The sequence below is a fragment of the Colwellia meonggei genome (assembly GCF_057537295.1).
In genome coordinates this window covers 152731-177904 of sequence record NZ_BAAJLZ010000004.1, presented here as the reverse complement: position 1 = coordinate 177904, position 25174 = coordinate 152731, and the positions used below count along the sequence as shown (strand labels likewise).

Here is a 25174-nt window from a genome sequence, read left to right as displayed (position 1 = left end):
AGAGGGATGAATTTTAGGTCAAATAACAAGTAGAAACATAAACTTACAATTAGCAAGTGTTTGCATAAAGCAATTAAATTGCATGCGAAATTAACTGAGGAGCAATTTGTTTACCATTGTCATTAAAACGAGAAACGCATTAAAACGAGATAGGTATCAATACGCTATAGATATTAACCTTCGTCGGCATTAACACGTATAACAACAGAGCCAGCTAACTTGTCATGCCAGCCCTGCTTCTTTTTATCCATTGCGATCCAGAAAAAACCAAGCCCTAGTGGCAAAAGGGAAATGTAATACCCAACATAGCGAATAACAGCTTGCTTAACACTAAGCTTATTACCGGTTTTATCATCAACCACTTTTGCCAATAAAGCTATTTTCCCTGGTGTTGCCGACTTATAAAGCCAAAATAGAATAATGGCGAATATAGGAAATACATAGCTAATAATAACGTCAAGCCAACCTTGTACTGATTCTCCAGAATAAAAGTATTCGCCACCATATATCAAAAATAAAATGGGAAAGGTGATCATGATGAGAATGATAGTGTCGATAATGCTTGCCGCAAACCGTGCCCAAAAACCAACGTAGCTAACTTCTGCTTTCATGTTAGGTGTTAAGGTTTCTTGGGCCTGATTGTTGCTAGTTTCAATGTTGCTCATTACCATTCCAAATTAAATTATCGCTTATTTCAGCGCTTTATCTGAGTGAGATAGTAGCAACAATTGAATTCGTGCAGCTAATGCCAGATCAATAAAAGCTCTCATAACTGCACGTTAAACGGCTATTCTTACTCTTTGGAAACAGGCGTTTGCGTTCCTGTTTGCGGTTTAGCACGCCAATAACCTTGCGTCCCCAGTTTCCCCCATGCCCATTTTATCCAAGATAAACTAGTAAAGCTTAACCAAATAACCCAAGCAAGCATAAGCCCTTTATAAAACAATACCGGAATACTAAACACGGAAATGTTAGGTAAAAGGCCATCAGATTTATCGGCAAACCACTGTAGATTATTGCCAAAAGAGTAATTGCCGGTAATGCCCATATTTGGGGAACTTAATAGGCTAGTAGGAATAACAGCGATTAAAGCTAATACGGTAACGATGGATAATCCGTACAAAACAAATTGTGAAAAATTAAAAGCAATTCGATTTAAGTTTTTCGGTCGATAAGTACTTGCTGTTAGCGATGCAAACCAAACTGCTACTAGCATTAATATGCCCCAGTTGTTCAAACTTAAACCAAAACCTAAAGCAATCCAACTCATTAAGGTTAGCGGTGAAAATGGCACACGAGCCACAACTATCGCTAATAAAATAAAAGCTAACAATTCACCCCAATATAATACTGCTGGGCCAAGTATTGGGCCGTCAGTCCAAAGTACCCAGCGCTGCCGCGTTAAGTTGACAATACTAGTGATATTACTAACTGGTGCGTTTAAGTTGATAGTAGGTACTGTTAACAATAATTCATTACTGGTATTTGAGCGCATTGAAATTTGAATAGTGTGCTTACCGGGTAAAATAGGCAAAGCTAATTTGCCTTGCTCAAGTTGCAAATTAATCAATTTATTATCGGTTCTAATTTCTTTTAACTGATAACTATCAGGCAATTCAATGTGATGCTCTCCGCCACGGGTACTGCGATAGTCAAATGACAAGTTTAATTTTGAGGTGCGAGTGCCCTGTTCAATTTCCACATCAACTCTATCAATTGCAAGGATTTCACCTTTAACCGCGTTAGGTCTTGATGTAGCAATGGATAAGGTTTCTCCCGGGTAAGGGTAAAATAAATATGAATAGTAGTCATCGGGCTCTTGCGCACCTAAAATAATTGGTATACCACTGATCTCAGCATGCCACGAAGGGTTAACAATAATTTGCCACTGTTCAACCAAAGGTAAAGTTGCACTGGCCTGTAAAGACAATAATGCCTGGCGTTCAAGTGTTGAGTCCCAACGAAACTCATCTTCCCCTGCAGGCAATGTAACATTAACTTGCGCATTTTCTACCACCATATCAGCGCTAATAATACGTTCACCCGGCAAGGTCGGTATTTGCATATTAATAGAGCCAGAGCTCGGCGCAATACGTTTTACCCTTGTTGTAACTGTCCATACTTGGTCAATAGATAACTCCCTCACCACCTTCACGAAAGGCTGATAAGCATATCGCGTTGACGAAGTATTATTTTCCTTAGCAGTATCGCTATTATTGAGTGTTTGTTCATTGACTACAGAAAGAAACGCTAAGGTATTACCTGTTAAATGATTGGCCTGCACGCCCACCACTTCCCAAGCCTTATTTAAGCCTAATTCAACATGTTGCGGTTGGTCTTTAAATTCAAGCTGAAAAGTATCTACAGGAGCAATTTCTCCGGACAAATTAAAAGTGGAAATACCTTGCGCTACCGGAATATATAGCCAGCGACCTTGCTTAAGTAAACTATGTACCGGTTTACCATTTAACAAAAGCTTTTCCGGTCGCCAAAACTCTGATTTTGGCAAGGCAATTGCTGTTTCTGCATTGGCATGAACATTAAGTACTACAGTTAACTGCGACGCTTGACTTTGCACTTTTATTCGGTTGATTAAGGCACAGCTAGGCGCACATTCAGGAGCTGCTAATACGCGCTGTTGCAGTTCTTCGAGCAAGGCTTGTGGTGGAAAGTTAGCTGCTTCTACTTTTCCAGAATAGCCAGGTAGTAATAATCCTAAAGCGAATAAAGCCATTAGTGCAGACGAGTGAAAGTTTTTAACTTTCAGCTTAACAACCTCTTTTAGTACCAAGGCTAACCATAACAACGCCAATAAAACCCCTAATATTTTAACGGCCCGATAACTGTTCTTTGATAAAACAATAACATCGAACTTTTGCCCTTGAGTAACAGGACTGTGCCAGTTTATGATGTATGGTTGCCACTGCCAATCAGGAATACCGGAGCCAGCTTGGATCATTGCGTCTGATTGATAACGCTCCATCAATAAATCTGCTCTTTTAATTCGGCTACCTGTTATTTCAATGCGCTCAACATCTTGCTGTGTTGAAAAAGCTTGCTTTTCAGCGCGGGATTGCACCATATCTGTAACAATGCTCATTTCCGCATTACTACGGTCATTAAAACTCTGCACTTTAGTAACATTAGCTTCGAGTTGCGGATGAATAACCGTTCTTAACTGCATTGCACTAAAATACAAAATAGCACCAACCACTAAAGCGACACTAAACGCCCAGTAACCATTAACTATTGTTTTTAACGATGTAAATGGTTGATGAGTTTTGACTGCTACCGCCATTAAAAAATTTACAACGGCAAACAGTGGTACGCCACTTTCTTGATAAATCGCGATCAACATTAATGCAGTAACCACACCAGCACTAACACTAACGATACGACTGGCAACAAATGCCGAAAGTAAAACAATGAAGCTCGCCCAAATGGTCCAATTACTCCACCAACTATTAGAAACACTGTCAGCGCCGAATACCGCAAACAGCTTATTACCTGGTGGCAAATTCAACCTTAACGAAACACGTTCAAAGTTGTTTTGCCATCCACTTATAGCAATTTCACTATCAGCCTGAAAAATACCACGAGCTTTAATATTGGTGCCTGGATACCGGTTTTCTATGCCTCGTTCCCCATCACCTTTACTGGTTATTAATACCGAACCATCTTGATCTTCTGCTGACTCAAGCAGGTAAGGTAACTTCATACTTAGCCGCCAATCATTAATCATTTCGCCGCGAATATTATCATTAAAAGTATAGTTTTCACCGTCAAATGATAGCCACAAAGTGCGGTTAAGGGTTAGCTGGTTTTCAATATGAACTGGTTTACCTCTATGTTGAATGTCGTAATGGAGTGCGTCACCTTCTTTCAATAAATAGCTCGGTAATTTGTACCAAGCACTTGGCATATCGGCCTGATTACTATCAATCATTTGTGCACCACTTAACCGGCCAATACGTAGGCTTTCGTCACCTTCAAATACCCAAACTTCTTCTTTAGGCCAATGGTGTGACTGTATTGGTTTTTGCCATGTCAATAATGTTTGTTTCGCATAACCCCGTATTAGCATTTGCCAATTACCTGGTTTGAGTTTTACATGCAACAATCCATCTGCATCCAAAAATGCAGGTAGTTCAGACTCAATGCCAATTAACTCAATATTTTCAGGCAAAGCGCGACCGACAATAACTTCACGCATTTTCCCAGAAACGCTAAAGTCTACGTAAGTATCTAAGGCGATGTGGCTACCGTCAGTAATTCGGCGTGCAACCGTAACATCTATTGAGTCATGTTGTGCTTGGCTTGGCTCCAATTCTTGCAGCCATAGATCATTATATTCAATTTTAGGAAAAGCAATTACTTGACCATTAATGCTCATTTTCACAAATGCATATTGGCGCGGAATATTGATACTTTCAGGAATGCTCGGCCAGTTAAATTGCCCTGTAACCTGATATTCGCCTTTTTCTAAAGCAATAGCTGGCTTACCTTGATATAAAATTACTGGCAACGACTTATTATTGACCTTTACGTCTAATGGCCAATTCTCTGCACTTCCCGGTAAAGGAATAGTGCTTTTTGCCAGTACTTGCCATGACTGTTGAAATGTTGCCCCGGTATCTGTTACATCAAGTACTAAAATACTTGGCCAAGCACAAATATGGTTTTTCTTTTGACTATAATCGCTACGATTAATAAATGGGCAATTATAAGCCTCGTTGCCTTCCATCACCCATGGTAGCCACGGCGTAAGTGCTTTCGGGACATTCTCGGCAATAGACTTAGACTCAAATGCAAACGATGTTGTCGATAACAACATAATCAAGACACCAAAAATACGAGAATAAGCTTTCAACATACAGACATAACTCCTTGTAATGATTGCTTTCAGTGTGCACTTAACTGCACCTGAAAAGCAAACATTAACGAGTAAATGACAAATAAAGTGTTGAGATAGATTGATAAGACATATTTTTAATTATATGCCCTATGCCGGCTTTAAAAACCAGTAACAACTGTTTATTTTCGTGCGACCAAATGCACAGTGCTGGTAGAGCGCTCTAAAAATGCACCTTCACAATAAGCAAAATAATAAAGCCATAAGCGCTTAAATTTTTCATCGTAGCCATATTTAACTAATTCTGACCAAGCATTTAGAAAGTTTGTTCGCCAATCATGTAATGTTCTCGCATAATCGAGACCGATATCATCAAGTGACTCGACAACAAGCTGACTGTGATCAGTTATATGTTGCGTTAAGCAATTTATGGATGGTAAAAAACCACCCGGAAAGATATAACGCTGTATAAAATCAACATTGTTTTTATAATGTTCAAATCGTTGATCGGCAATGGTTATCGATTGAATTAATAGTTTACCACCTGGCTTTAAACGCTGATTACATTGCTGGAAAAAGCTAGGCAAAAATTCAAAACCAACCGCTTCAATCATTTCTATAGAAACAACCTTATCAAAGCTCCCCAACAAGGCCCGATAATCTTTTTTTAGCAAGGTTATTTTATCTGTTAAACCTAGGCTTTCAACGCGCTCCTTAGCGTATTCATACTGAGCGTCTGAAATCGTTGTCGTTGTAACATTGCAACCATAATGCTGCGCGGCATAAATGGCAAGGCCGCCCCAACCTGTGCCTATTTCTAATAACTCATCGGTACTTTTCAACTCAAGGCGTTGGCAAATAGTTTCCAATTTAAAAAGTTGAGCTTGCGACAGTGTTGTCTCTTCTCTTTGATAAATAGCTGATGAGTACATCATTTCCGGATCTAAAAATCGCGTATATAACTCATTACCTAAATCATAATGGGACAAAATATTGCGCTTTGAACCTGCTTGCGTATTCCTGTTTTGCCAATGACTAACAGCATTTTTTATTTTATTTGACCAAGACTTTTTAGTTTCCAAGCTATCAGTTGCTTGCTGCGCTTTCGCGAAAATACGAATAACATCAGTTAAATTTGGGCTACTCCATTTTCCATCAATATATGCCTCAGCAGCGCCTATACTGCCGCCTTTAACAAAGTCACGATAAACACTAAGATCATGAATATGAATTTTACCTTTAATAGATGCTTCATGGACGGCACTTGGAAAATATAAATGAACTGTACCTTCGACAACCTCCAACTGGCCATAATCGAATTTCGAAAATACCGAATGAACAATACTGCGACAGCGCTTATCTAGCCAATTAAGCTTCTTTGTTACGCTGATATCCTCAATTTGTTCCATAAAATACTCCTAATTATTTTTTTGGTAACCTAAAAAAGGTACTCGCTTAATCAACAGTCTTAACGCTTGCCAATAAATACCGGCAACAACCTTTATGGTCATAACAGGCAGCTGACACCAAACCTTCAACAAATTATGTTTAGTAAATGCCTTACGCTTCATTCGTAAATTAGCATCAAATAATTTTGTCGTTTCACCATTTTGATTATCAATGCGTTTGTTTTCGATATTGATCATCAATTTGTCATTATCATTGTTTGGCGCTTTAACTTGCCAAAAATAAGACATGTCTAAATTCATAAATGGCGAAACCTGAAATGCTTTTTTGTTAACTTTTTCGCCCTTGGCAAGTAAATCAATTAAGTAGCAATGCCTTTCATTCCAAGGCGTATTACTCACTTCAGCGAGCATTTGAGTACAATTTCCATCTTGGTCATAACAAAAGTAAAAATTTGCTGGACTGAAATAAATGCCAAAACACCGTACTTGCACTAACATCACTATTCTTTGGATATCGTGATGTCCATTTAACTGTTGTACTTTTTCAGTAATACGGTGACGTAATGATTTTGGTTCACCCCGCAAGTAATCTTTTTCAACAAAGCGAAGCGGGTAAAACCATGAAAAACCGAATAAACCTAACTTTTGCTCTTTATTTTCGAGATCAGTTAAATCAAGTGCCAACATAAACAAAGAGTAATTAAAACTATGCTTTTTTGGGGCAAATCGTCGATGTGCAATATGGCCGCTATAGATGTAGCTATTTTTAAAAGCTTTCATTAGGTAACGCCATTGGCATGTTCATCTAAATAACAATCAAAACGCTGCGCAACTTCTACCGCACTTCTTACGCCATCTTCATGAAAACCATTGTGCCAATATGCGCCAGCAAAATGGGTATGATTAACGCCGCAAATTACCTTTCTTTGTTTTTGAGCTTGGATAGAGTCAGTTGAGAATATCGGGTGGTGATAGGTAAACTCTTGCAATATCTCGTTAGGGTCAATGGCGGATTTTTGGTTTAAGGTAACGCAAAAAGTATGTTCACTACTGATTCCCTGAAGAATGTTCATATTATAGGTAACACTTGCCGGTTGATGGCGATCTTGGCTAAGCTGATAGTTCCAACTCGCCCAGGCTTTTTCTCGTTTAGGAAGCAGAGCTTTATCGGTATGTAACACCACCGAATTTTCACTATATGGCATTGCAGAAAGTATCGTTTGTTCATTTTCACTGGCATCACTTAACATTGCTAATGCTTGATCAGAATGGCAAGCTATCACCACATCATCAAAAATTTCACTATGGCCATCATCAAAATCTAACTGCACTTTATTATCAACTCTAGTGATGCCAGTAATATTAATATTTAATTTAATATTTTCCTGAAAAGGCTTACATAGTGGCGGTAGATAACTTCGAGAGCCATTTGGAATAACGTACCACTGTGGCCGATCAGCAATATTTAACAAGCCATGATTATGAAAAAACTGCACAAAAAACTTAAACTCGAAATCCTCCATCTGCGCCAATGAACTTGACCAAATAGCCGCTCCCATAGGTAAAATGTAGTGCTCAGAAAAATAAGCACTAAATTTATTTTCACTAAGAAAACTGCCTAATGTATAACCACTGATATAGTTTTCTTGTTGATAAACCGCTTTACATAACTTATTAAATCGCAAAATTTCTTTTACTAACAACCAAAATTTTGGTCGAAAGATATTGCGCCTTTGCGCAAATAGCGTATCTAAATTATGTCCGTTGTACTCCATTCCCGATTGACAGTTATGCACTGAGAAACTCATTTCAGTTGCCTGTTTACCGATACCAATTTCATTTAACAACGCTAGGTAATTTGGGTATGTTTTGTCATTAAAAACAATAAACCCTGTATCAATAGCATAGCGTTTACCGTTTTTTTCGACATCAACTGTGGCAGTATGACCACCAATTCTGTCACTTTTTTCGAAAACAGTGACTTGGTGCTTTTTTGACAAGAGATAAGCAGCAGTTAAACCTGATACGCCTGAGCCTATAACAGCAATATTTTTCATGTTGTTTGCTTCCTTGTCAGCATCGCTTGCCATATTGGCGATGGAAGAAATGAAATTAACTTGAGCAATAAAGTTAATCGTTTAGGAAAGTGTAAATAGCGCTTACGCTTTTCAACACCTTTAATAATCCGCGAGGCCGCTTGTTCACTGGAAATTAAAAATGGCATGTCAAAAGTGTTTTTGTCTGTTAAAGGTGTTTTTACAAAACCAGGATGTACAAGCGTTACCTCAATAGACTCAGTTGCCAAATCAATCCGTAAACTATTGGCGAGATAATCCATACCTGCTTTAGATGCTCCATACGCTTCACTGCGCGGAAAAGGTAAAATTGTCGCACTTGAACTAACAAATACCACCTGCCCGCCTTTGGCAATTTTAGGCAGCAGAAATTGCAATAAGGCCCCCATTGAAGATAAGTTGGTTGCGATAATGTCAGAGAACAATTTGCCATCAAAATGCTTAGCATCGTCAATATATTTACAATCACCAGCATTTAAAATGAGTATATCAATTGTGTCGATATGCCGAGTTGCCGCCGCTATTTCTTCGACATTATTAATATCAAATAAGCAAAGTTGCTCTGCAGTTTCACTTAAGGCAATTAGCTTTGATTGATCACGACCACAGGCAATCACTTTGTCACCACGTTGCGCATATTGCTCAAGCAGAGCTAGACCAATGCCTGACGTAGCACCTGTGATCAAAACATTTTTGGCAGCCATTACTTAGCAGCCTTCGTTTTAATCCATTTGGTGAGCTTGCCAAATAAAGGCAGTTGCTCGTACAGCATGGCTCCTAAATCAAGATAATCACGATGATAAATGACTTTGTCTTGCATACCTCTAATATGAGAGTGGCCATCAACAGTAACAGTATTCCCCTTATTCAACTTAGGGTGCTGATAAGACATCTGCCAATAAATTGCTGCGCTATCATGTTCCAAAAGCACTTTTTCTATAGAGAAATGACAAGTGCTCAAGTTCTGATATAAGTTCGCAAAATAACACTGTAATTGCTCAAGCCCCTCTATTTGATGCATAGGGTCAATAAAGACAATATTTTCATGATAAACAGTTGTCAGTAAACCAAGATTAGTCGTTGATAATGTTTGATAAACATTGACAAAATTACTTAACCATAGTGGCTGATTAGCTGTTTTAGTTATGACGGCAACATTTTCCATTTTAACTACCATTTGTTTAGAAAACTCATTAAAAAATAGACACTACAAGCCATTACCTTTTATAAAAAGCTAACGCCTTAAGCCGTGCTTCTTTATGTTCAACCACAGGGCTCCAATATAACGTCTGTTGAAGTTCTTTAATATACTGATGTGGAAAATGTATATGCTTTACAGGAACTTCCATTAACTCTGGTATATATTTACGAATAAAATCACCATTAGGATCAAATCTTTCACTTTGTCTAATAGGATTAAATATTCTGAAATATGGCTGAGCGTCACAACCGGTACTTGCCGCCCATTGCCAACCACCATTATTGGCAGCTAAATCGCCGTCAATAAGTTTCTGCATAAAGTACTTTTCACCTAAGCGCCAATCAATAAGCAAGTGCTTGGTTAAAAAGCTTGCCACCACCATACGCAAGCGGTTATGCATCCAACCCGTTTGGTTTAATTGTCGCATGGCAGCATCAACCAAAGGGTAACCTGTTTTGCCATCACACCAAGCTTGAAATAAAGCTTGCTCAGAACGCCATTCAATATCCTGATATTTTTCGTTAAAGCTTTGATGTTTACATAAGCGTTGTTCATGAAACAGCAAGTGCCGATAGAATTCTCGCCATATTATTTCATTTAACCAAGCAAACTCGGGGCTATCTGTCGCCACTAAAATATCTGGAAATTTATTGATAAGTGAAAACAGCACAAAGCGAGGACTAATCGCGCCAATAGCTAAATATGGCGAAATTCCAGAGGTACCTTTAATTGACGGAATATCACGGTCGTTAGCATAAGCAGTTAGCTTCTCATTAAAAAAGTGAGGCATTACTTTTGTTTCAAATTCACCCGCAAGTGGCCAAGCACTTGAGGCACCATTATCTAACAAAGCTGTTGCTGAAGGCCCTTTATGATAATCAACGCCTATTTTACCTAAATATTCAAAACCAAACCTTTGAACATATCGCAGCCATGCTTTTTTAAAAGGCGTAAAAACTTTAAAAAATTGCCCTGATTGATTAAGTACCTTGCCTTTTGGCACAATAACGTCAGCTTCGAAAAGCTTTAGCACAATGCCCTGTTTTATGCACTCTGCATCTCGTTGCTGCTCATTGAATTCAAGTTCTCTATTAGCAATGACTTGTTGAATACTATGTTTTTGGCAATAATTTTTTAAATAAGATACTTGGCTTTTAAAGTCATCAACATAAACTATCTCTAAGGCAATGTTTAACTCAGCTAACTCAGCAACAAGTGCAAAAGCATGTCTTTTTATAAAGTCTATTTTAATTACTGACCAATCGTGCTGTTGCCACTGACTTTCACTAACAAAAAAAAACGCCTTACGAGATGATTCTGAACGACTATTATTCAGAAAATAATGTAAGGCGGGGTTATCGTGTGTTCTTAAATCATTACGAAACCAAAGTAACAAGGGAATTCCTTTTATTAACTATTAATATGCATATCTCAGTCTAAGTTCATCGGGATATGGCGATAAATAAGCTTGTTTTGATAAATAGTCTTTTGGGTATTGCAATAAATAGTGTTTTATCAGCGTTAATGGCGCAAAAAGTGGTATTAACCCTTTTCGGTAGGCATCAATTTGCTGACATAATTCTTGTCGCTCATTACTCTTCAAATGTTTAGAAAAATAGCCTTGGATATGCGCTAACGTATTGGCGTGCATTTTACGGGTTGCTTTAACTTTTAACGCAGCCATTAAACCGCCAATATATGTTTCAGCCATTAATTCTAAAGACATGTCAGCGCTTGCCAACAGTTGCCCTAACTTCTTATAAGCAACTAAATCATGACTCATTACGGTATATTTATATTGGCTATGAAACGTTGTTAATTTGTGTTTGGTTAACCCTGACGCTACAAGGTTTTGCCAATGTTTGTATGCGTAAATTCGGGCGACAAAGTTCTCTCTGATTAGAGGGTCATTCAAACGGCCATTTTCTTCACATGGCAATGACGGATTAGCAAGCATAATTTCTTTGGCAAAAGCGCCTATACCATCTGATGCAAGCGCATTACCTTCAGGACTATACACTTTCACTCTTTCCATTCCGCAACTTGGGCTTTTTGCGCAAAATACATAGCCACTTAAATGTTTCGTCATTGATGCGACCTTTTTACCATAGGCACTAAGTGCTTCGGTCACATCGCCAGTGCCATCAGGTCTAGCAACGCTAATTATATTGTCTGTTTTAATCTGACGAATAGTTGGACGTGGAATAGGCAAGCCAACCGCAACCTCAGGGCAAAACGATTTATAGGTAACGTGTTGTCCTAATTCCTTAATACAGAAGTTAGACGGTTTATTACTGGCATCAAAGCGAACTTTTTCACCAATTAGGCAAGCACTGATACCAATATGTAAATCTTTTTTATCAATAGAATGAATCATTATCTCAGCTCCTTCTTGCTTGCTTTTAATAAATAAACGAACCAATTGGATTAAGCAGTTTGTTTATCCCTTGCGTAAAATGTAATGCATCATTTGCAACCGTATAACATAAACAGCCATTGTCAGATATTGGGTGGTGTTGATGAGAACCATCTAACATAATGAAATCACCTTTTACGTACTCTCCTTGCTCGTCGTGAAATGAGCCATCAAGCAACACGGTTAATTCAAAGCCCTTATGGGTGTGTTCAGGCACTGAGCCTCCGGCTTCAATTTGTAGTAAGCTGGTATGAATTTCATTTTCTTCCAATTGAATTCGTGCTCTTGATAACTTACCAATATGTGAAGTTTTACCCATAACCATATTTTGTAACGCCCGCGGTAATTTATAAGTTTTGTCATTAAAAACTATTGTTTTATCAAGTTGCTCATTGGCGACGAACACTTCATTTGATGCAGTAATTTGCTCAGCCATTACATCAAAGTCAAATTCCGCTAAAACGTTTACGTCTTCACTGTCGTCAACAATAAATCTATCAAGAAATGCTTCCTCAAAACTTGCTTCTGCTACTTGGTCAGTTAATTGAGCGATTTGTTTTTGACACTTAGGACACATATCAGCATGAATAGCGATACCTGCTGATAATGAAGCAGGTAAATCACCATTGACAAAAGATTGAATTAATTCAAATGTTGGGTGATGTTTAATCATGATCTTCTCCTAACTGCATTTTCAGTTTCGCCAATGCTAAACGCAATCGAGACTTTATCGTGCCCAATGGCAGGTTTAAGTGCACCGCAAGTTGTTCTTGAGACATTTCCATAAAGTAAAACCCTTTAACCACTTGCTGTTGTGCTTCCGGTAACTTTTCAATGACATGCAGCAATTGTTTATTTTCTAAATGGTCATCAAAGCTTTCATTTTCACTCACCATGCTTTCTGCCAACGGCCAAATATCGTCACTAAGATTATCTTCTTTATTACCTTTAATTTTTCGTAACATATCGAATGTAACATTACGCATTACGGTATATACCCAAGTGGTAGCTGCGCCTTTATCTTTGTTAAACAAGTGCGCTTTTTTCCAAACATTACTCATGGTTTCTTGCACTACTTCACTTGCTTGCGCTTCGTTTGGGAATCTGTTGCGGGCTATTCGTTGAATTTTGGGTCCAAAAAATTGAAACAAGTGCGTAAAAGCCTGCTTATCTCTTGAGGTTGCAACGGCATTAAGCCATTGACAAAGCTGGGGATGATCTATTTTATCTGACATTATACTAGGTTTAGCATTTGTCACTTTGCTTCGCAAGTTAGTTTGCATTGCTTTTATCACCAAATTACCGTGTAAACTATAGGTCAATACGCGCAGTAATAATTTGAGATCACTTTTTTAAAATTATTTTATTTCTGGTGTTTCGTGATAATAGATTGCACTAAGTTTTTCACTTCTTCAAAGTTATGCTGGCGAAAAAATTTAATTTTATCTGATAAGCTAATGGGTAATAATTCTATCCACCTTGCAGTAACCCAGCTCGTATTTTGAAGAGGCTTTTCTGTATACATTTCGTTGAGTAAATCGTTATTTTCAAAGACGTACTGTAAAGATTCAGACAACTCATCAGCAACATTTGCTACAGGCTTCTGTGACCAATGTTCTATCTCAAGAGCATTGGCATATTGCAATTTTTCGTTATCAATATTAACAGATAAAATCTTCATCAATGCCCGACATTTGACGTCAATTTCTAACACGCCATCTTCACCTTTATCAAAATTAATAATTTCAACCCAACTACCCCATTTGTTCTGCACAGGTTCAGCGTCATTATTGGTTAGAATAATCAGAAAACCGTGCTCTTTACTTGCTACTTTAACCAATGTTAAGTAGCGTGGTTCAAATACTCTCAACCGCGTTATGCCGCCAGGAAGTATGAAAACGGGCAGGGGAAAAACTGGCAATTTAAGGTTATGTTTGTTCATGTAGTTTTCAATTTGTCTGTCATATCCTTATATACGAAGCAGCTCTAGGCTTTGATCAATAGATTAAAAAAAAGCCCCTAGTGTAAGGGGCAAATGTCGAGCATGGTTGATGTAAATACGGATTAAAAACCTATTATTTTAGTCGAGAATTACACTATCAATAACGTGAATAACTCCATTGGTAGTATAAATATCCGAAATCACGACATTAGCTCCACCAATTATCAACATACCGGTTTCAGCATCAATTGCGACATCAATTGCAGTGCCTGACGCTGTTGTAAGCATTTTTCCGTTTGCAGCAAATGCATCTAGTGAGCTTAAAGTAGCACCACCAACAACATGAGTAAGTAGTACATTTGTTAACGCGTCAGTATCGGCTAATAAAGCAGATAACGCATCCGGGTCTACGGCCGCAAAAGCAGCATTTGTTGGCGCAAACACAGTAAACATAGCATCTTCATCTGATAATGTTGTAACTAAGTCAGCCGCACTTAAAGCAGTTACTAACGTTGAAAAGTTATCAGGGTCAGCAACCGCTACTTCAACAATGTTTTGGCTTGGTGTTGTCATTTCCGCTGGTGGTAGTAAAACATTATCAATAACATGGATCACACCGTTATCTGCCATAACATCTGCGGTACTAACCTTGCTACCATTGACAAATAACATACTGTCAACAAATGATAATGAAGCCTTATCACCATTAGCCATAGTAATCATGTTTTCCATTGACTGTGCAACAGTAATTGCACCATCTGCGAGTACCTCACTAGGTAGTACATGATACAGCAGAATATTAGTTAATTGCTCGCTTGTTAAACTGTCTAACGTACCTGCAGGTAGTTTAGAAAATGCGTCATCAGTTGGTGCAAATACGGTAAAATCACTATCAAGATCGCTTAATACAGTATCTAATCCCGTTGACTGCAGCGCTGCAACAAGCGTAGTAAAATTTCCGTTAGCTATTGCTACATCAACTAAGGTCATCGCAGGAGCTGGAATATCAATATCACCGACAATTACCGTGTCAATCACATGAATAATGCCATTGGTAGTATAAATATCTTTCATCACAATATTCGCGCCACCAAACATTAATAAGTCCGTCGTTGCATTGATTTGTAACGCTATACTTGTCATCGCAGCAGTTTCAACATTAGCACCATTTAACGAGAACGCTGTTACTGAATCAACAGCACTATCAACAATGACATGTTGAAGTAAAATATTTGAAAGTACGTCGGGGTTTGCAAGCAAGGTGTTGATTGTTTCTTCACCAATTAAGGCAAAGGCTGCGTCTGTTGGTGCAAATACAGTAAAAGTAGCACTTTCATCAGCAAGTACCGTATCTAAGCTTGTCGCTTGTAAAGCCGCCACAAGGGTAGTGAAATTACCGTTCGCAATAGCCGTTTCTACAATACTACTTGTTGGCATGCCCATATCAGCTGGTGGTAACAGTACAGCGTCAATCACATGAATAATGCCGTTATCGGTTTGAATATCTGTCGTTATTACTGTAGCTGTATTAACTAATAAATTACTGCCATCAAGTGATAAAGCAAGAGAATCACCATTGACCATATCAACCTTGGTACCAGCTAAACCAATTGCTGTTGATGCATTAACCTCTCCAGAAATCACGTGATAAGTTAAAATATCAGTTAACGTTTCTGTGTCGGCTAAAAGCGCATCTATAGTTTCCTGTCCCAGTAAAGCGAACGCATCATCGGTTGGTGCGAAAACTGTAAAATCACTGGCAGTATCTGCCAATGTTGCGTCCAAACCTGTTGCTTGCAAAGCAGCAACTAAGGTAGTAAAACTGCCATTGGCAATGGCTGTATCAACAATAGTAGTAGGTGTTTGTGTTGGTGCAACCGCAGCTTCAACAACTTCTGTTTTTTTATCATCGTCATCATCACAAGCTTGTAAAAATAACATAGTAAATAGGGTTAAACTTAGTACTTTAAAATATTTCACTGTCTGATCCTCGTGTTAAATTACACTAAAACCTACGCAGAAAAAACAAGCTAAGATCAGAATATTACAGTAATAAAATTTATATTAATTTTGATGATCTAAGGCAAAATTCAAACGTATTAATGGTGTTAATCCATTTAAAATTTATACTGATAAAAACATGCAAATAAGGTGGTACTGGTTATGAATATTCTTATTACGGGTGGCAGTGGTTTGATTGGGCAACACTTAATTAGCAGTTTAATTCAAACAAAAAACCACATTACAGTACTAACTCGGGATAGCGTTAAATCTGCTCGAAAGTTACCTATCGGCGTGAACTTGATTGAATCACTTTCTCAGAAAAATATAGATAATCACGAAGTCGTTATCAACCTAGCTGGCGAGCCCATAGCTGAAAAGCGTTGGAGCAAAACACAAAAACAAAAAATTTGTCATAGCCGCTGGCATACAACAACACAGCTCGTTGAATTGATTAAAAATGCTAACACGCCACCCAAAGTTTTTATTTCAGGCAGTGCTATTGGTATCTATGGTCGACAAGATCATAAAAAAATTGATGAAAACTTTACCGATTTTCACCAAGAATTCACTCATGATGTTTGTAGTAAGTGGGAAGAAATAGCGCTAGAAGCAATGTCAGCCACAACTCGAGTTGCTGTGATCCGCACTGGCATTGTGCTTGATCCCAATGGTGGAGCCCTGGCAAAAATGCTACCGCCTTTTAAGTTAAGTATCGGTGGTAAAATAGCATCTGGTCAGCAATTTATGTCGTGGATTCATATTGAAGATATGGTGGCAGCGATATTACATATCATGAATACACAAACACTCGCTGGTGCAATTAATATTACGTCAGAACATGCTGTCAGCAATCAAGAGTTCTCCAAAACTTTAGCTCGTACTTTAAATCGCCCTAGCGTTTTTACAACACCTAGTTTTATGCTGAAAGTGCTATTTGGGGAGATGGCTGACTTACTGCTATTTGGTCAAAATGTTATACCCCAGAAACTGGTAAATACTGGTTTTACATTTAAATACCCAACTCTTGATGCCGCTTTAAATAACTTAATTAAGCAGCAATAAAGTTATACCAATTGAAATAAATAATCGATCATTCTAAGACGGCTTAAATATCCAACACCTTCGTTGCTTTCAATCCCAATAGCCAGCTATTATTCATTCAGCGCCTTGCTCTTAAATATTTACTCTCAGTTATAATTATTCACTTACTTAATTCAATTGGAATTACAACGCTTATGCGGTAATTCCTTATCGAAAAATAATGTGATTTTTGCAACTTCAACACCAAATTTTGACATAGAAGTAGTATTCATGACCTTATGTTGATCTATTTGATACATCCAGTCGTCCATATTAACTTGGTATGTTTCGTTATCTAAAGTGAGTAAAAGTTGATACTGAAATTGGAAAGCAAAGCCTTTATGCTTGCCTATTGCAATACCTACAACATCTTCAGCCACTCCTTGATAACTGCCATCAGCCATTAACGTTAACTGCCAGTTTCGATATGAAACTTCACCATCATCAAAATAAAAGGTTTCAGCCAAAACGCCGTTATTATCTTGCCAACTGCCATCAATTTCGACGCAAAAACGTCTTTTCACTTCATTGCTGTAATCTTGTACGATTCCCCAAGCAATAACGTTGCCATTGAAATAGCTTTTGATATTAAACGGCGTCTTACTTTGCTGATATTCTTCCAATTGCACAGAACAACTTGAAATAAGGAGTGCAGTAAAAATACTTAAACATTTCTTTATTGCTTCACTCATCATTAATCTCTCCTAACAGTTCTCGTCTCAATTCAGGTTCACTAGTTTTCTCTGACAACCAAATAGCTAAAAAATCAATAGCAAATGCTGGCTCAACGATTTTGCCAATATATTCACCATTAAAATAAAAGCGACTATGATCCGCTTGCACGAACAGTGCTAAAGTATCACCTTCACTAATATCAGGCCATATTGCGGATAGCTCGGTAATGTACTTCTGATAAACATTGGCACTAATACCTAAGTGCTGCCATTGCTCAACTGTGCTTTCAAGCAAATTTTCTTGAGTAATATCTATCAAGTACTGTATTTCATAAAAGATGCTTTCTCTTTCGATATCAACTGGATATTGACCCGACGAAGTTTGTAATTGGCTTTGATAAATGTCCCAAAATAGAAATGAAAATCTAGCTTCTCCAACGGGCTCTAAAGCAACACTTTTCTTTAATGAGCCAACATTAAAAAAACTGCCTTTTGGGGCACTATTATTGGCAATTGCGTGATTCGAAATTAGAAATAACAAAACCAAGATGACTAAAACTTTAAATCGCATCGTTATTCTCCTTAATCAACAAAAACTCTAATCTAAAAAATAACAGCATTAGAACACTCCAAATAACGCCCAGCATGAAAAAGGTAATTAGCGGCGAATAACTAAACTCAACGGCGTTAAATTTATTACCGGCGAAATAACTAAATGGAGCGATAAAAAGCCCGGTAACCACTTGCAGTACAGGCCAGTTTTTAAGAAAAGATAAGCTATGAGTTATTGTGCAAGCAAAACATGCCCACAAGACAATAAGCCATACAGGTATAAATAAAACTGAATTGAACACAAAAATATCACTTAGCGTTAGAAAGGTATCAACGAGGCTGCCAATGCAAATAATGGTTATCACTAACAAAACCTCATATTCTCCCTTTGAAAGAAAAAATAGATGAATAGCCAGTAGAATAATGGCGAAAGGCACAAAGCTGTTTCCTAACAACACTAATCCAAGCCAACACATTTGAAAACCAAGAGCATTTAAAATCATACAAATAAATATCAGTTAATATTTACTTGATACGAACAATAATCGCCTTAGGTTCATTTCAACTGTAAATGGATTTGCAAAAAGTAAGGAAGTTACTTTCTGCCTATAATCGTAAGTAAAAGGTTTTAAATTTATAAAAAAAGCCTACTTGATGGGCAAGTAGGCTTTATTATAAATTGAAAGTTTCCAGTACAACGCAAGTAATTCTATAACGCCTTACATGGGTACTAAAATAAACTAGGAATATTTATTCAGAAAACTCATTAGCAATTTTGCTAAATGCTTGAGTAGACCAGTGCGTAAGCGCTTGGCCTATGCCGTCATACATTACCGTTAACTCTTTTTTACCAAGTGGTTGCTGATAAAACTGACTGTATTGCTCAATTTCTTGGTCAGTTAAAGAATCATAAATATAATAAGAAACCATAATCATTTGCTGTTCTAACGCTGGTCTCATCATAGCTTCCATTTGACCAATTTGCGCCATAACAGCTTCTTCACTAACTTCGTCTTGTGGGTTAGCCGCTTTCAAGCCTTTAATTGTGCCTTTAGCAACTGACATTACAATATCAACTGTGTGATCAATCATATCTGTAGTTTCAACAAAGGTTCTGATCACTTTTACACGTTCAGCTGTCGGCGGTGTTGATTGCAACTGCGCCATATATTGCATAAATTCTTGGTTAAAGTTTGCAGCCGATGCTTTTTCTTCTGATGATTTAATTCTGCGAGCTAAATCACTATTCAGCCAAGTTAACAGGCTTTGCATTTCTGTTGCTGTAAACTTAGTTTTAATATGATTAGCAACAATCTGCTCAACTTCTTGTTGCTGCCACGACGATTCCAACAATTGCATAACTTTTTGTGCTTCAGCCGGATCTTCAGCCGTCATCTGCATTTGTTGACCCATTGCGCCCATTTGTGCAGGAATGCCGTTAAGCGCCGAATCAACGCCTGATAACGCCATATATTGCTTAACATCTTGATCACTGATACTTTTTGCTGAACTAAGTTGGCTAAATGTACTAAGAAGTAAAAATAAAATGAAGTGGAATGAACTGATTTGTTTCATTGCTAGTCCTTTAACGAGTTAAATATTTAAAGCGGCACCATAGCATAAACACAGACTAGGTTACGAATGGTAATTATTGAAAACTAAAATATAGCAATTAGTTGTTACATAAAATTAGCAATAAAGGCTCAATATATATTAGAAATAGTGCAATTATTAAACAAGCCTTTTAACCACAATTAATCATGATAAATGAAGTTTTTCAAATCAAAAAAACATAGTAACGGATTAATTAAAATAGCATTATCTTGCTCAGCATTATGCAGTTTCATTTTTAATTGCTATGCAGATGATTTGACAAAAGCTAGCTACCTTTCTTTCCCTGAACCAAATACTATTAATGCAAAACACCTAGAATCCTCGGCATCGTCACGGATAAAATTCGATAAAAATTTTCCCATTAACAAAAGAGCTGATATCAAAGCTTGGGTTGACCATGCCGCACAATCCTTACGCTTAGTCTATGGAACATTACCCGTAGAGAATTTTATTACGGTAATTAAAACCAGTAACAGAGGTTCAAGTGCTGTGCCATGGGGTGAAGTAAACCGTTACTCACCACCAGAGGTCATGTTAGTCGTCAATCCCCAAAGTAGCCTTGAGGCATTAAAAGCTGACTGGACAATCTATCATGAACTTAGTCACCTACTTATCCCTTATGACGCAGGCGATTCAAGATGGTTCTCTGAAGGGTTAGCAAGTTATTATCAAAATATTACCCAAGCGCGTATCGGTATGTTCAACGAACAAACCATGTGGCAAAAACTCTATGATGGCTTTGAACGAGGAAATAAGCAGCAAAACTATCGTCATCAAACATTAGATTATGTCAGTGATAACATAGCGACAAACCGCAATTATATGCGCATCTACTGGAGCGGAGCTTTGTATTGGTTACAAGCAGATATTGCCCTAAGAAAAGATTCTAAAAATTTCGATAAGTCTTACTCACTTGATATTGCATTGAAACAGCTACAATCATGCTGCTTTGATACTTATTTAAGCACGTCTGAAATAGTGGAAAAGCTTGATAAATTAAGTCAAAGCAATATTTTTAGCTCTCTATTGGCTGAATTTTCATCAAGTTACGCTATCCCTAATTATCTTCAACTTTTCAGTAATTTAGGTGTTGAAGTAAAAAATAACCAAGTGGTATTAAATAATAGAGCAGAGTTAAGTCATCTTCGAGCCGATATTTATAACGGTCCCCTTAAAAATAAAACAAATTAATTTACAAACTGTATATAGAAAACAAGCAATTAAACTTGAAGTGTATAAAAAACATGCTAAACATTAAGTAATGGATTTATATGATTAACCTAATTGATTTAGCACTTAATCAACATTGCAAAAGGAATCGCAACAATGAGAATATTAGTCGTCGATGATATGGTATCAATGCGTCACGTTATGCTGCATATGCTAAGAAGCCTTGGTCATACAGATATTGACGAAGCTGCAGACGGCCTACAAGCGCTAAATTTACTTAATAAAAAACGTTATGATCTCGTTCTTACTGACTTTCATATGCCTAGAATGGATGGCAAACAATTGCTCAAATCAATTCGAGGCAGCAAAAATTTAGCGGACCTACCTGTTTTAATGATCTCTTGCGAAGATGAGAAAAAACAAATCCAAGCGATTATCACTAGTGACGTAACCGACTTTATTCTCAAACCATTTAGCTTACAAACATTAGAGCGAAAAATTGAGCATATTGAACAACTTTGCAATCCTAATATTCATATAGTGTAATTAGGTGCTATAAATATTCTGTTAATGTTTTATTTAAATTTACTCAATAGCGTTAAGGCTAAGCCTTATCGCTGTACTCCCTCAATAAATACTTAAGCTGTTTTCATACTCACTTTAAGCCATTGAGTTTCAAGTTGAACAACGCTCAATTATTCTCTATTCTGTCGCTTACTATTATTTCTGCCCTACTGCCGCTAACAAATATTTCGGCAAAAAATACTGAAAAGGAAGAGAAAATTGAAAGCAAGATTTTCATCATTAAAAGCTTATTTAATCATTGCAGTTTTAACCGCTGTTGTTGGTTGTTCAAAACCAGATCCGGCAATGGAATCAGTTAATAGCTTTATTGAAACTCAAAAAATAGATAAAACAAAAGCTGACTGGAAAACTACACTTGAAAAGCCTGAATTAGCAACTTTTAATCCTGAAGCAAAATATTTTTGGGATATAGAGACAACCGAAGGCAAATTAGTCGTAGAGTTATTTCCTAAAACTGCACCTATGCATGCCACAAGTACAATTTATCTTACTAACCTAGGTTTTTATGATGACTTAATTTTTCACCGAGTGATCAACCAATTTATGGCACAAGGTGGTGATCCATTAGGCAATGGTAGAGGCAACCCTGGTTATAAATATGCTGGTGAATTTGAAGGCACATTAACCCACGACAAACCTGGTTTATTAAGCATGGCAAACGCTGGCCCTAATACCGATGGTAGCCAATTCTTTCTGACCTTCGTACCAACGCCATGGTTAGACGGAAAACATACCATATTTGGCCAAGTTGTTGACGGTTTAGAAACGACATTGCCAGCGATAGAAGCACTAGGTAGTCGTTCCGGCAGAACTAAAAAAGAAGTAAAAATCATTAAAGCCACTATTCGCGTCGAGTAACAGCGAAGCTAACACTTTGTTAGGGGATAATTAACCTATGATTTCTCATACGACTTTAGGCACTAATGATCTTGAAAAAGCTGAATCATTCTATTTCGAAATACTAGGCTTAATTGGTGGAACACAAATATATAAATCAGATAAGGTAATGTTTTGGGAGTTTGAAAATGGTAGTTCTAAATTAGCTCTCACAGTGCCTTTTGATGGTAAACCAGCATCTAATGGTAATGGAACAATGGTTGCTTTTACTCTTTCTAGTGTTGATAAAGTAAATGAAGTTTTTTCTTTGGCTTTAAAGTTGGGAGCTAGCAGCGAAGGTGAGCCTGGAGAAAGAAATAATGGTGCTTATTATGGCGCCTACTTCAGAGATTTAGATGGTAATAAAATAGCTATTTTTCATAGGTGATATAGCTAGAATTCGTAGCAAGTTGTTCAAGCGGAATAAGTAATAGTTAGCTTATTTCGCTTCATTACACATTTTAGTCATAATTATTTGCCTCTAAATAATGTATTAACTTTCCACTAATTAACATGACATTAATATGAAAATTTGGCTTTTACTATTCTTGTGTTTTTACTCTCTTTTTAGCAATGCTGTAGTAAAGCGTCATGATGTTCTTCCTGAAAGTTATGTTGTTAGTAACGCTCCTGAATACCTAATTGATATGCCCCATGAAGGTCATGGCGTATTAATAAACTCACAGTGGGTTTTAACTGTAGCGCATACTATTTTTTATGATTATGTTGGCAAGGAATTAACTATTGGTTCAAAAGTTTATGAAATTGAACGCGTTCATACTCACCCAAATTATGTTGAACCAAATAAAGATTTATTGAAAGGCGATTTAGCGCCTTTAATGAATTTATTGAAATCTAGAAGTGATATTGCGCTTATCAAACTAACCTCAATGGTTAACGATGTTAAACCAATTAATATGTACACTTGAACGAATGAGAAAGGTAAAACGGTCACTGTTTATGGTAAAGGCGCAACAGGCAATGGCTTAACAGGTGAAAAACTCGAGACCAAATCAATACGCACAACAAATAAATTTCAAAATATTGTTGAGAGCTCAGAAGGCAACTGGTTAACATTTAAATTTGACGAACCCCAAAATGCCCTAGCTCTTGAAGGGATACATGGTTCAGGAGATAGCGGTGGAGCTTCTGTTATATTTCAAGACAATATTCCCTATCTTGTAGGTTTATCAAGTTGGCAATTAGCACATGGCAATATATCTACCTTTAAAGGTGGTTTATACGGTACTACTGCTTATCAAGTTAGAGTTTCAAGTTACTTTGACTGGATATCAAATGTATTGAATCATGAAAAAGAGAATTAAGTTAAGAAAATAACTAACATCGCGAATATTTATGGCTATAAACATTAACTCCTTTACGACACTACAACATAATGATGATCACGTACAGTTAGCCTTTTCATCTCCTCAGCGAGTATTAAGCTCGGCAATATTGAATGGTGGTTTTGTCATAGCTGATCATATTGTTAATCGTAAAGTCCCTAAAAATGGCAATTTTTGCGAAGCTCCAGATAAAAGCCTAAGCAACTATTCCTCAGCCCAAGGTTGGCGTGGTAATATCGTTGGTATGATGACAGCGGCTTCAATGGACTCACTTAGAGTAGAGCAAGTAAATGTTGAAGGTGTTGATATTACTGTTCTGGTTACAACAGGTATAAACAATGCCCGACGTGCCGGTGATAAAGCTGACGTGCAAGAATTATTAGCTATTACAGAGGAGGTTGGCACAATTAATCTTATCTTAGTTTTCTCAGCTAAATTAACTGATACGGCCATGTTAGAGGCGGTAATGGTTGCGACAGAAGCAAAGGCTGCTGCTTTGCAAAATGCCGGCATTTTAAGCCCTATATCTCATCAGGTCGCAACAGGAACGGGAACCGATGCTATTGCAATTGTCAGTGGTGATGGATCTCAAGAAATTGAATTTTGCGGTAAACATGTGTTGCTTGGCGAGTGGATTGGACGCTTAGTTATTGCAGCAGTTACCAGCTCTTTAGCGACATAAATTTCTAGGTTCTATCGCTGTACGGCATAATAAACAGCCACTTCTATGTATTAAAATTGGCGTTATTTATTGCTGGTGATATTTTAAAGTTAGACTACTATGCATAGCACTATTTCAGTCTGCTATAGCATTTTGCCAAACATCATTAGCCTTTAATAAAGGCTTTAGATAACTATAATAGAGTATGATGAAAATCCAAAAATTAGCTTTTCTTACTTTCACACACATTGCTATGCTGGCCTTCGGGTTTGCTATTGGCATTTATGCACTGCCAATACTTACTGCTCCTCCTGCGCCGAGCGAGGCAGATATCAAAGCAATTTCTATTCAGGCTAAATATAGAACTGAATTTATTAGAGATTTAAAGGACAGCGATGCACTCCATTGGGGCGATGGAAAAGTTTCAATTAATCAAAATTATATCACTTTGCTTGGAAAGCTTGCTCCAGGCCCGGAATATCGACTTTATTTATCGCCTACATTTGTCGAAACAGAAGTGGAGTTTGAACGATTAAAGTCCACCATGAAACTCGTTGGTGATGTTAAAACTTTTGATAATTTCATGGTTAAAGTTGCCCCTGGTATTGAGCTAGCTCAATTTAATACTGTTATTGTTTGGTGTGAGGCTTTTAGCGAATTTATTACCTCTGCAAAGTATCGATAAATCATCTAAATTTACAAGGGGGTTGTTGTTTT

At 37.4% G+C, this 25174-nt stretch carries 24 protein-coding genes and 1 pseudogene; 8 read left to right on the top strand and 17 right to left on the bottom strand.

What is annotated here, in order from left to right:
• Positions 1-173 precede the first annotated feature (173 nt).
• From AC27E9_RS11640 to AC27E9_RS11580, 13 genes are all read right to left on the bottom strand, one after another.
• Complete coding sequence (locus tag AC27E9_RS11640; protein ID WP_487130342.1) at positions 174-665, bottom strand: RDD family protein; 492 nt, start codon at positions 663-665, stop codon at positions 174-176.
• Between the two features lie 128 nt (positions 666-793).
• Entirely contained in the window at positions 794-4873 is a 4080-nt protein-coding gene (locus AC27E9_RS11635; RefSeq protein ID WP_487130340.1) for a hypothetical protein, read from the bottom strand.
• Between the two features lie 161 nt (positions 4874-5034).
• A complete protein-coding gene (locus AC27E9_RS11630) occupies positions 5035-6261 on the bottom strand; it encodes a class I SAM-dependent methyltransferase (protein ID WP_487130338.1) in 1227 nt (408 codons plus the stop codon).
• A 9-nt stretch (positions 6262-6270) separates the two neighbouring features.
• On the bottom strand, positions 6271-7041 hold the full coding sequence (locus tag AC27E9_RS11625; protein ID WP_487130336.1) for a DUF1365 domain-containing protein: 771 nt from the start codon (positions 7039-7041) through the stop codon (positions 6271-6273).
• Positions 7041-8318, bottom strand: a complete 1278-nt coding sequence (locus tag AC27E9_RS11620) for an NAD(P)/FAD-dependent oxidoreductase (RefSeq protein WP_487130334.1) — start codon at positions 8316-8318, stop codon at positions 7041-7043. Before AC27E9_RS11620 ends, AC27E9_RS11625 begins: the two co-directional genes overlap by 1 nt.
• Positions 8315-9040 carry an SDR family NAD(P)-dependent oxidoreductase gene (locus tag AC27E9_RS11615; RefSeq protein ID WP_487130332.1) on the bottom strand — a complete coding sequence of 242 codons (726 nt, stop codon included), beginning with the start codon at positions 9038-9040 and terminating at the stop codon, positions 8315-8317. Before AC27E9_RS11615 ends, AC27E9_RS11620 begins: the two co-directional genes overlap by 4 nt.
• Entirely contained in the window at positions 9040-9501 is a 462-nt protein-coding gene (locus AC27E9_RS11610) for a nuclear transport factor 2 family protein (protein ID WP_487130330.1), read from the bottom strand. The genes AC27E9_RS11615 and AC27E9_RS11610 overlap by 1 nt, the downstream gene beginning before the upstream one ends.
• 52 nt (positions 9502-9553) lie before the next feature.
• Positions 9554-10939 (bottom strand): deoxyribodipyrimidine photo-lyase, encoded by a 1386-nt coding sequence (gene phrB, locus AC27E9_RS11605; protein ID WP_487130745.1) that lies wholly within the window; start codon positions 10937-10939, stop codon positions 9554-9556.
• A 15-nt stretch (positions 10940-10954) separates the two neighbouring features.
• Positions 10955-11914 carry a YbgA family protein gene (locus tag AC27E9_RS11600; protein WP_487130328.1) on the bottom strand — a complete coding sequence of 320 codons (960 nt, stop codon included), beginning with the start codon at positions 11912-11914 and terminating at the stop codon, positions 10955-10957.
• Between the two features lie 25 nt (positions 11915-11939).
• Complete coding sequence (locus AC27E9_RS11595; protein WP_487130326.1) at positions 11940-12626, bottom strand: ChrR family anti-sigma-E factor; 687 nt, start codon at positions 12624-12626, stop codon at positions 11940-11942.
• The gene (locus AC27E9_RS11590; RefSeq protein WP_487130743.1) at positions 12619-13245 is read right to left on the bottom strand and encodes a sigma-70 family RNA polymerase sigma factor; all 627 of its coding nucleotides are present in this window, start codon (positions 13243-13245) and stop codon (positions 12619-12621) included. Before AC27E9_RS11590 ends, AC27E9_RS11595 begins: the two co-directional genes overlap by 8 nt.
• Before the next feature lie 71 nt (positions 13246-13316).
• Positions 13317-13895 carry an LON peptidase substrate-binding domain-containing protein gene (locus AC27E9_RS11585; RefSeq protein ID WP_487130324.1) on the bottom strand — a complete coding sequence of 193 codons (579 nt, stop codon included), beginning with the start codon at positions 13893-13895 and terminating at the stop codon, positions 13317-13319.
• Between the two features lie 138 nt (positions 13896-14033).
• Positions 14034-15836: a fasciclin domain-containing protein gene (locus tag AC27E9_RS11580; RefSeq protein ID WP_487130742.1), complete on the bottom strand. Its 1803-nt coding sequence runs from the start codon at positions 15834-15836 to the stop codon at positions 14034-14036.
• Positions 15837-16058: 222 nt separating this feature from the next.
• Between AC27E9_RS11580 and AC27E9_RS11575 the strand changes: the two genes are divergently transcribed.
• Positions 16059-16961, top strand: a complete 903-nt coding sequence (locus AC27E9_RS11575; protein ID WP_487130322.1) for a TIGR01777 family oxidoreductase — start codon at positions 16059-16061, stop codon at positions 16959-16961.
• 152 nt (positions 16962-17113) lie between these two features.
• Here AC27E9_RS11575 and AC27E9_RS11570 read toward each other — a convergent pair whose 3' ends face one another.
• The 4 genes from AC27E9_RS11570 to AC27E9_RS11555 all read right to left on the bottom strand — a co-directional run bounded on the left by AC27E9_RS11570 (position 17114) and on the right by AC27E9_RS11555 (position 19780).
• Positions 17114-17674: a DUF3833 domain-containing protein gene (locus tag AC27E9_RS11570; protein ID WP_487130321.1), complete on the bottom strand. Its 561-nt coding sequence runs from the start codon at positions 17672-17674 to the stop codon at positions 17114-17116.
• Positions 17664-18224, bottom strand: a complete 561-nt coding sequence (locus AC27E9_RS11565) for a chalcone isomerase family protein (protein ID WP_487130319.1) — start codon at positions 18222-18224, stop codon at positions 17664-17666. Before AC27E9_RS11565 ends, AC27E9_RS11570 begins: the two co-directional genes overlap by 11 nt.
• Positions 18214-18708: a DUF2878 domain-containing protein gene (locus AC27E9_RS11560; protein ID WP_487130317.1), complete on the bottom strand. Its 495-nt coding sequence runs from the start codon at positions 18706-18708 to the stop codon at positions 18214-18216. The genes AC27E9_RS11565 and AC27E9_RS11560 overlap by 11 nt, the downstream gene beginning before the upstream one ends.
• A gap of 247 nt (positions 18709-18955) precedes the next feature.
• Positions 18956-19780, bottom strand: a complete 825-nt coding sequence (locus AC27E9_RS11555; protein ID WP_487130315.1) for a DUF2059 domain-containing protein — start codon at positions 19778-19780, stop codon at positions 18956-18958.
• Positions 19781-20074: 294 nt separating this feature from the next.
• Between AC27E9_RS11555 and AC27E9_RS11550 the strand changes: the two genes are divergently transcribed.
• From AC27E9_RS11550 to AC27E9_RS11520, 7 genes and pseudogenes are all read left to right on the top strand, one after another.
• Complete coding sequence (locus AC27E9_RS11550) at positions 20075-21010, top strand: M61 family metallopeptidase (protein ID WP_487130314.1); 936 nt, start codon at positions 20075-20077, stop codon at positions 21008-21010.
• A 135-nt stretch (positions 21011-21145) separates the two neighbouring features.
• Positions 21146-21535 carry a response regulator gene (locus AC27E9_RS11545; RefSeq protein WP_487130312.1) on the top strand — a complete coding sequence of 130 codons (390 nt, stop codon included), beginning with the start codon at positions 21146-21148 and terminating at the stop codon, positions 21533-21535.
• 237 nt (positions 21536-21772) lie between these two features.
• Entirely contained in the window at positions 21773-22432 is a 660-nt protein-coding gene (locus AC27E9_RS11540) for a peptidylprolyl isomerase (RefSeq protein ID WP_487130310.1), read from the top strand.
• Positions 22433-22469: 37 nt separating this feature from the next.
• Positions 22470-22838: a VOC family protein gene (locus AC27E9_RS11535; RefSeq protein WP_487130308.1), complete on the top strand. Its 369-nt coding sequence runs from the start codon at positions 22470-22472 to the stop codon at positions 22836-22838.
• A 136-nt stretch (positions 22839-22974) separates the two neighbouring features.
• Positions 22975-23775, top strand: a pseudogene (locus tag AC27E9_RS11530) (trypsin-like serine protease).
• A 31-nt stretch (positions 23776-23806) separates the two neighbouring features.
• Complete coding sequence (locus AC27E9_RS11525; RefSeq protein ID WP_487130306.1) at positions 23807-24478, top strand: adenosylcobinamide amidohydrolase; 672 nt, start codon at positions 23807-23809, stop codon at positions 24476-24478.
• A 184-nt stretch (positions 24479-24662) separates the two neighbouring features.
• A complete protein-coding gene (locus AC27E9_RS11520) occupies positions 24663-25142 on the top strand; it encodes a DM13 domain-containing protein (protein WP_487130304.1) in 480 nt (159 codons plus the stop codon).
• The last annotated feature ends 32 nt before the right edge of the window (positions 25143-25174 follow it).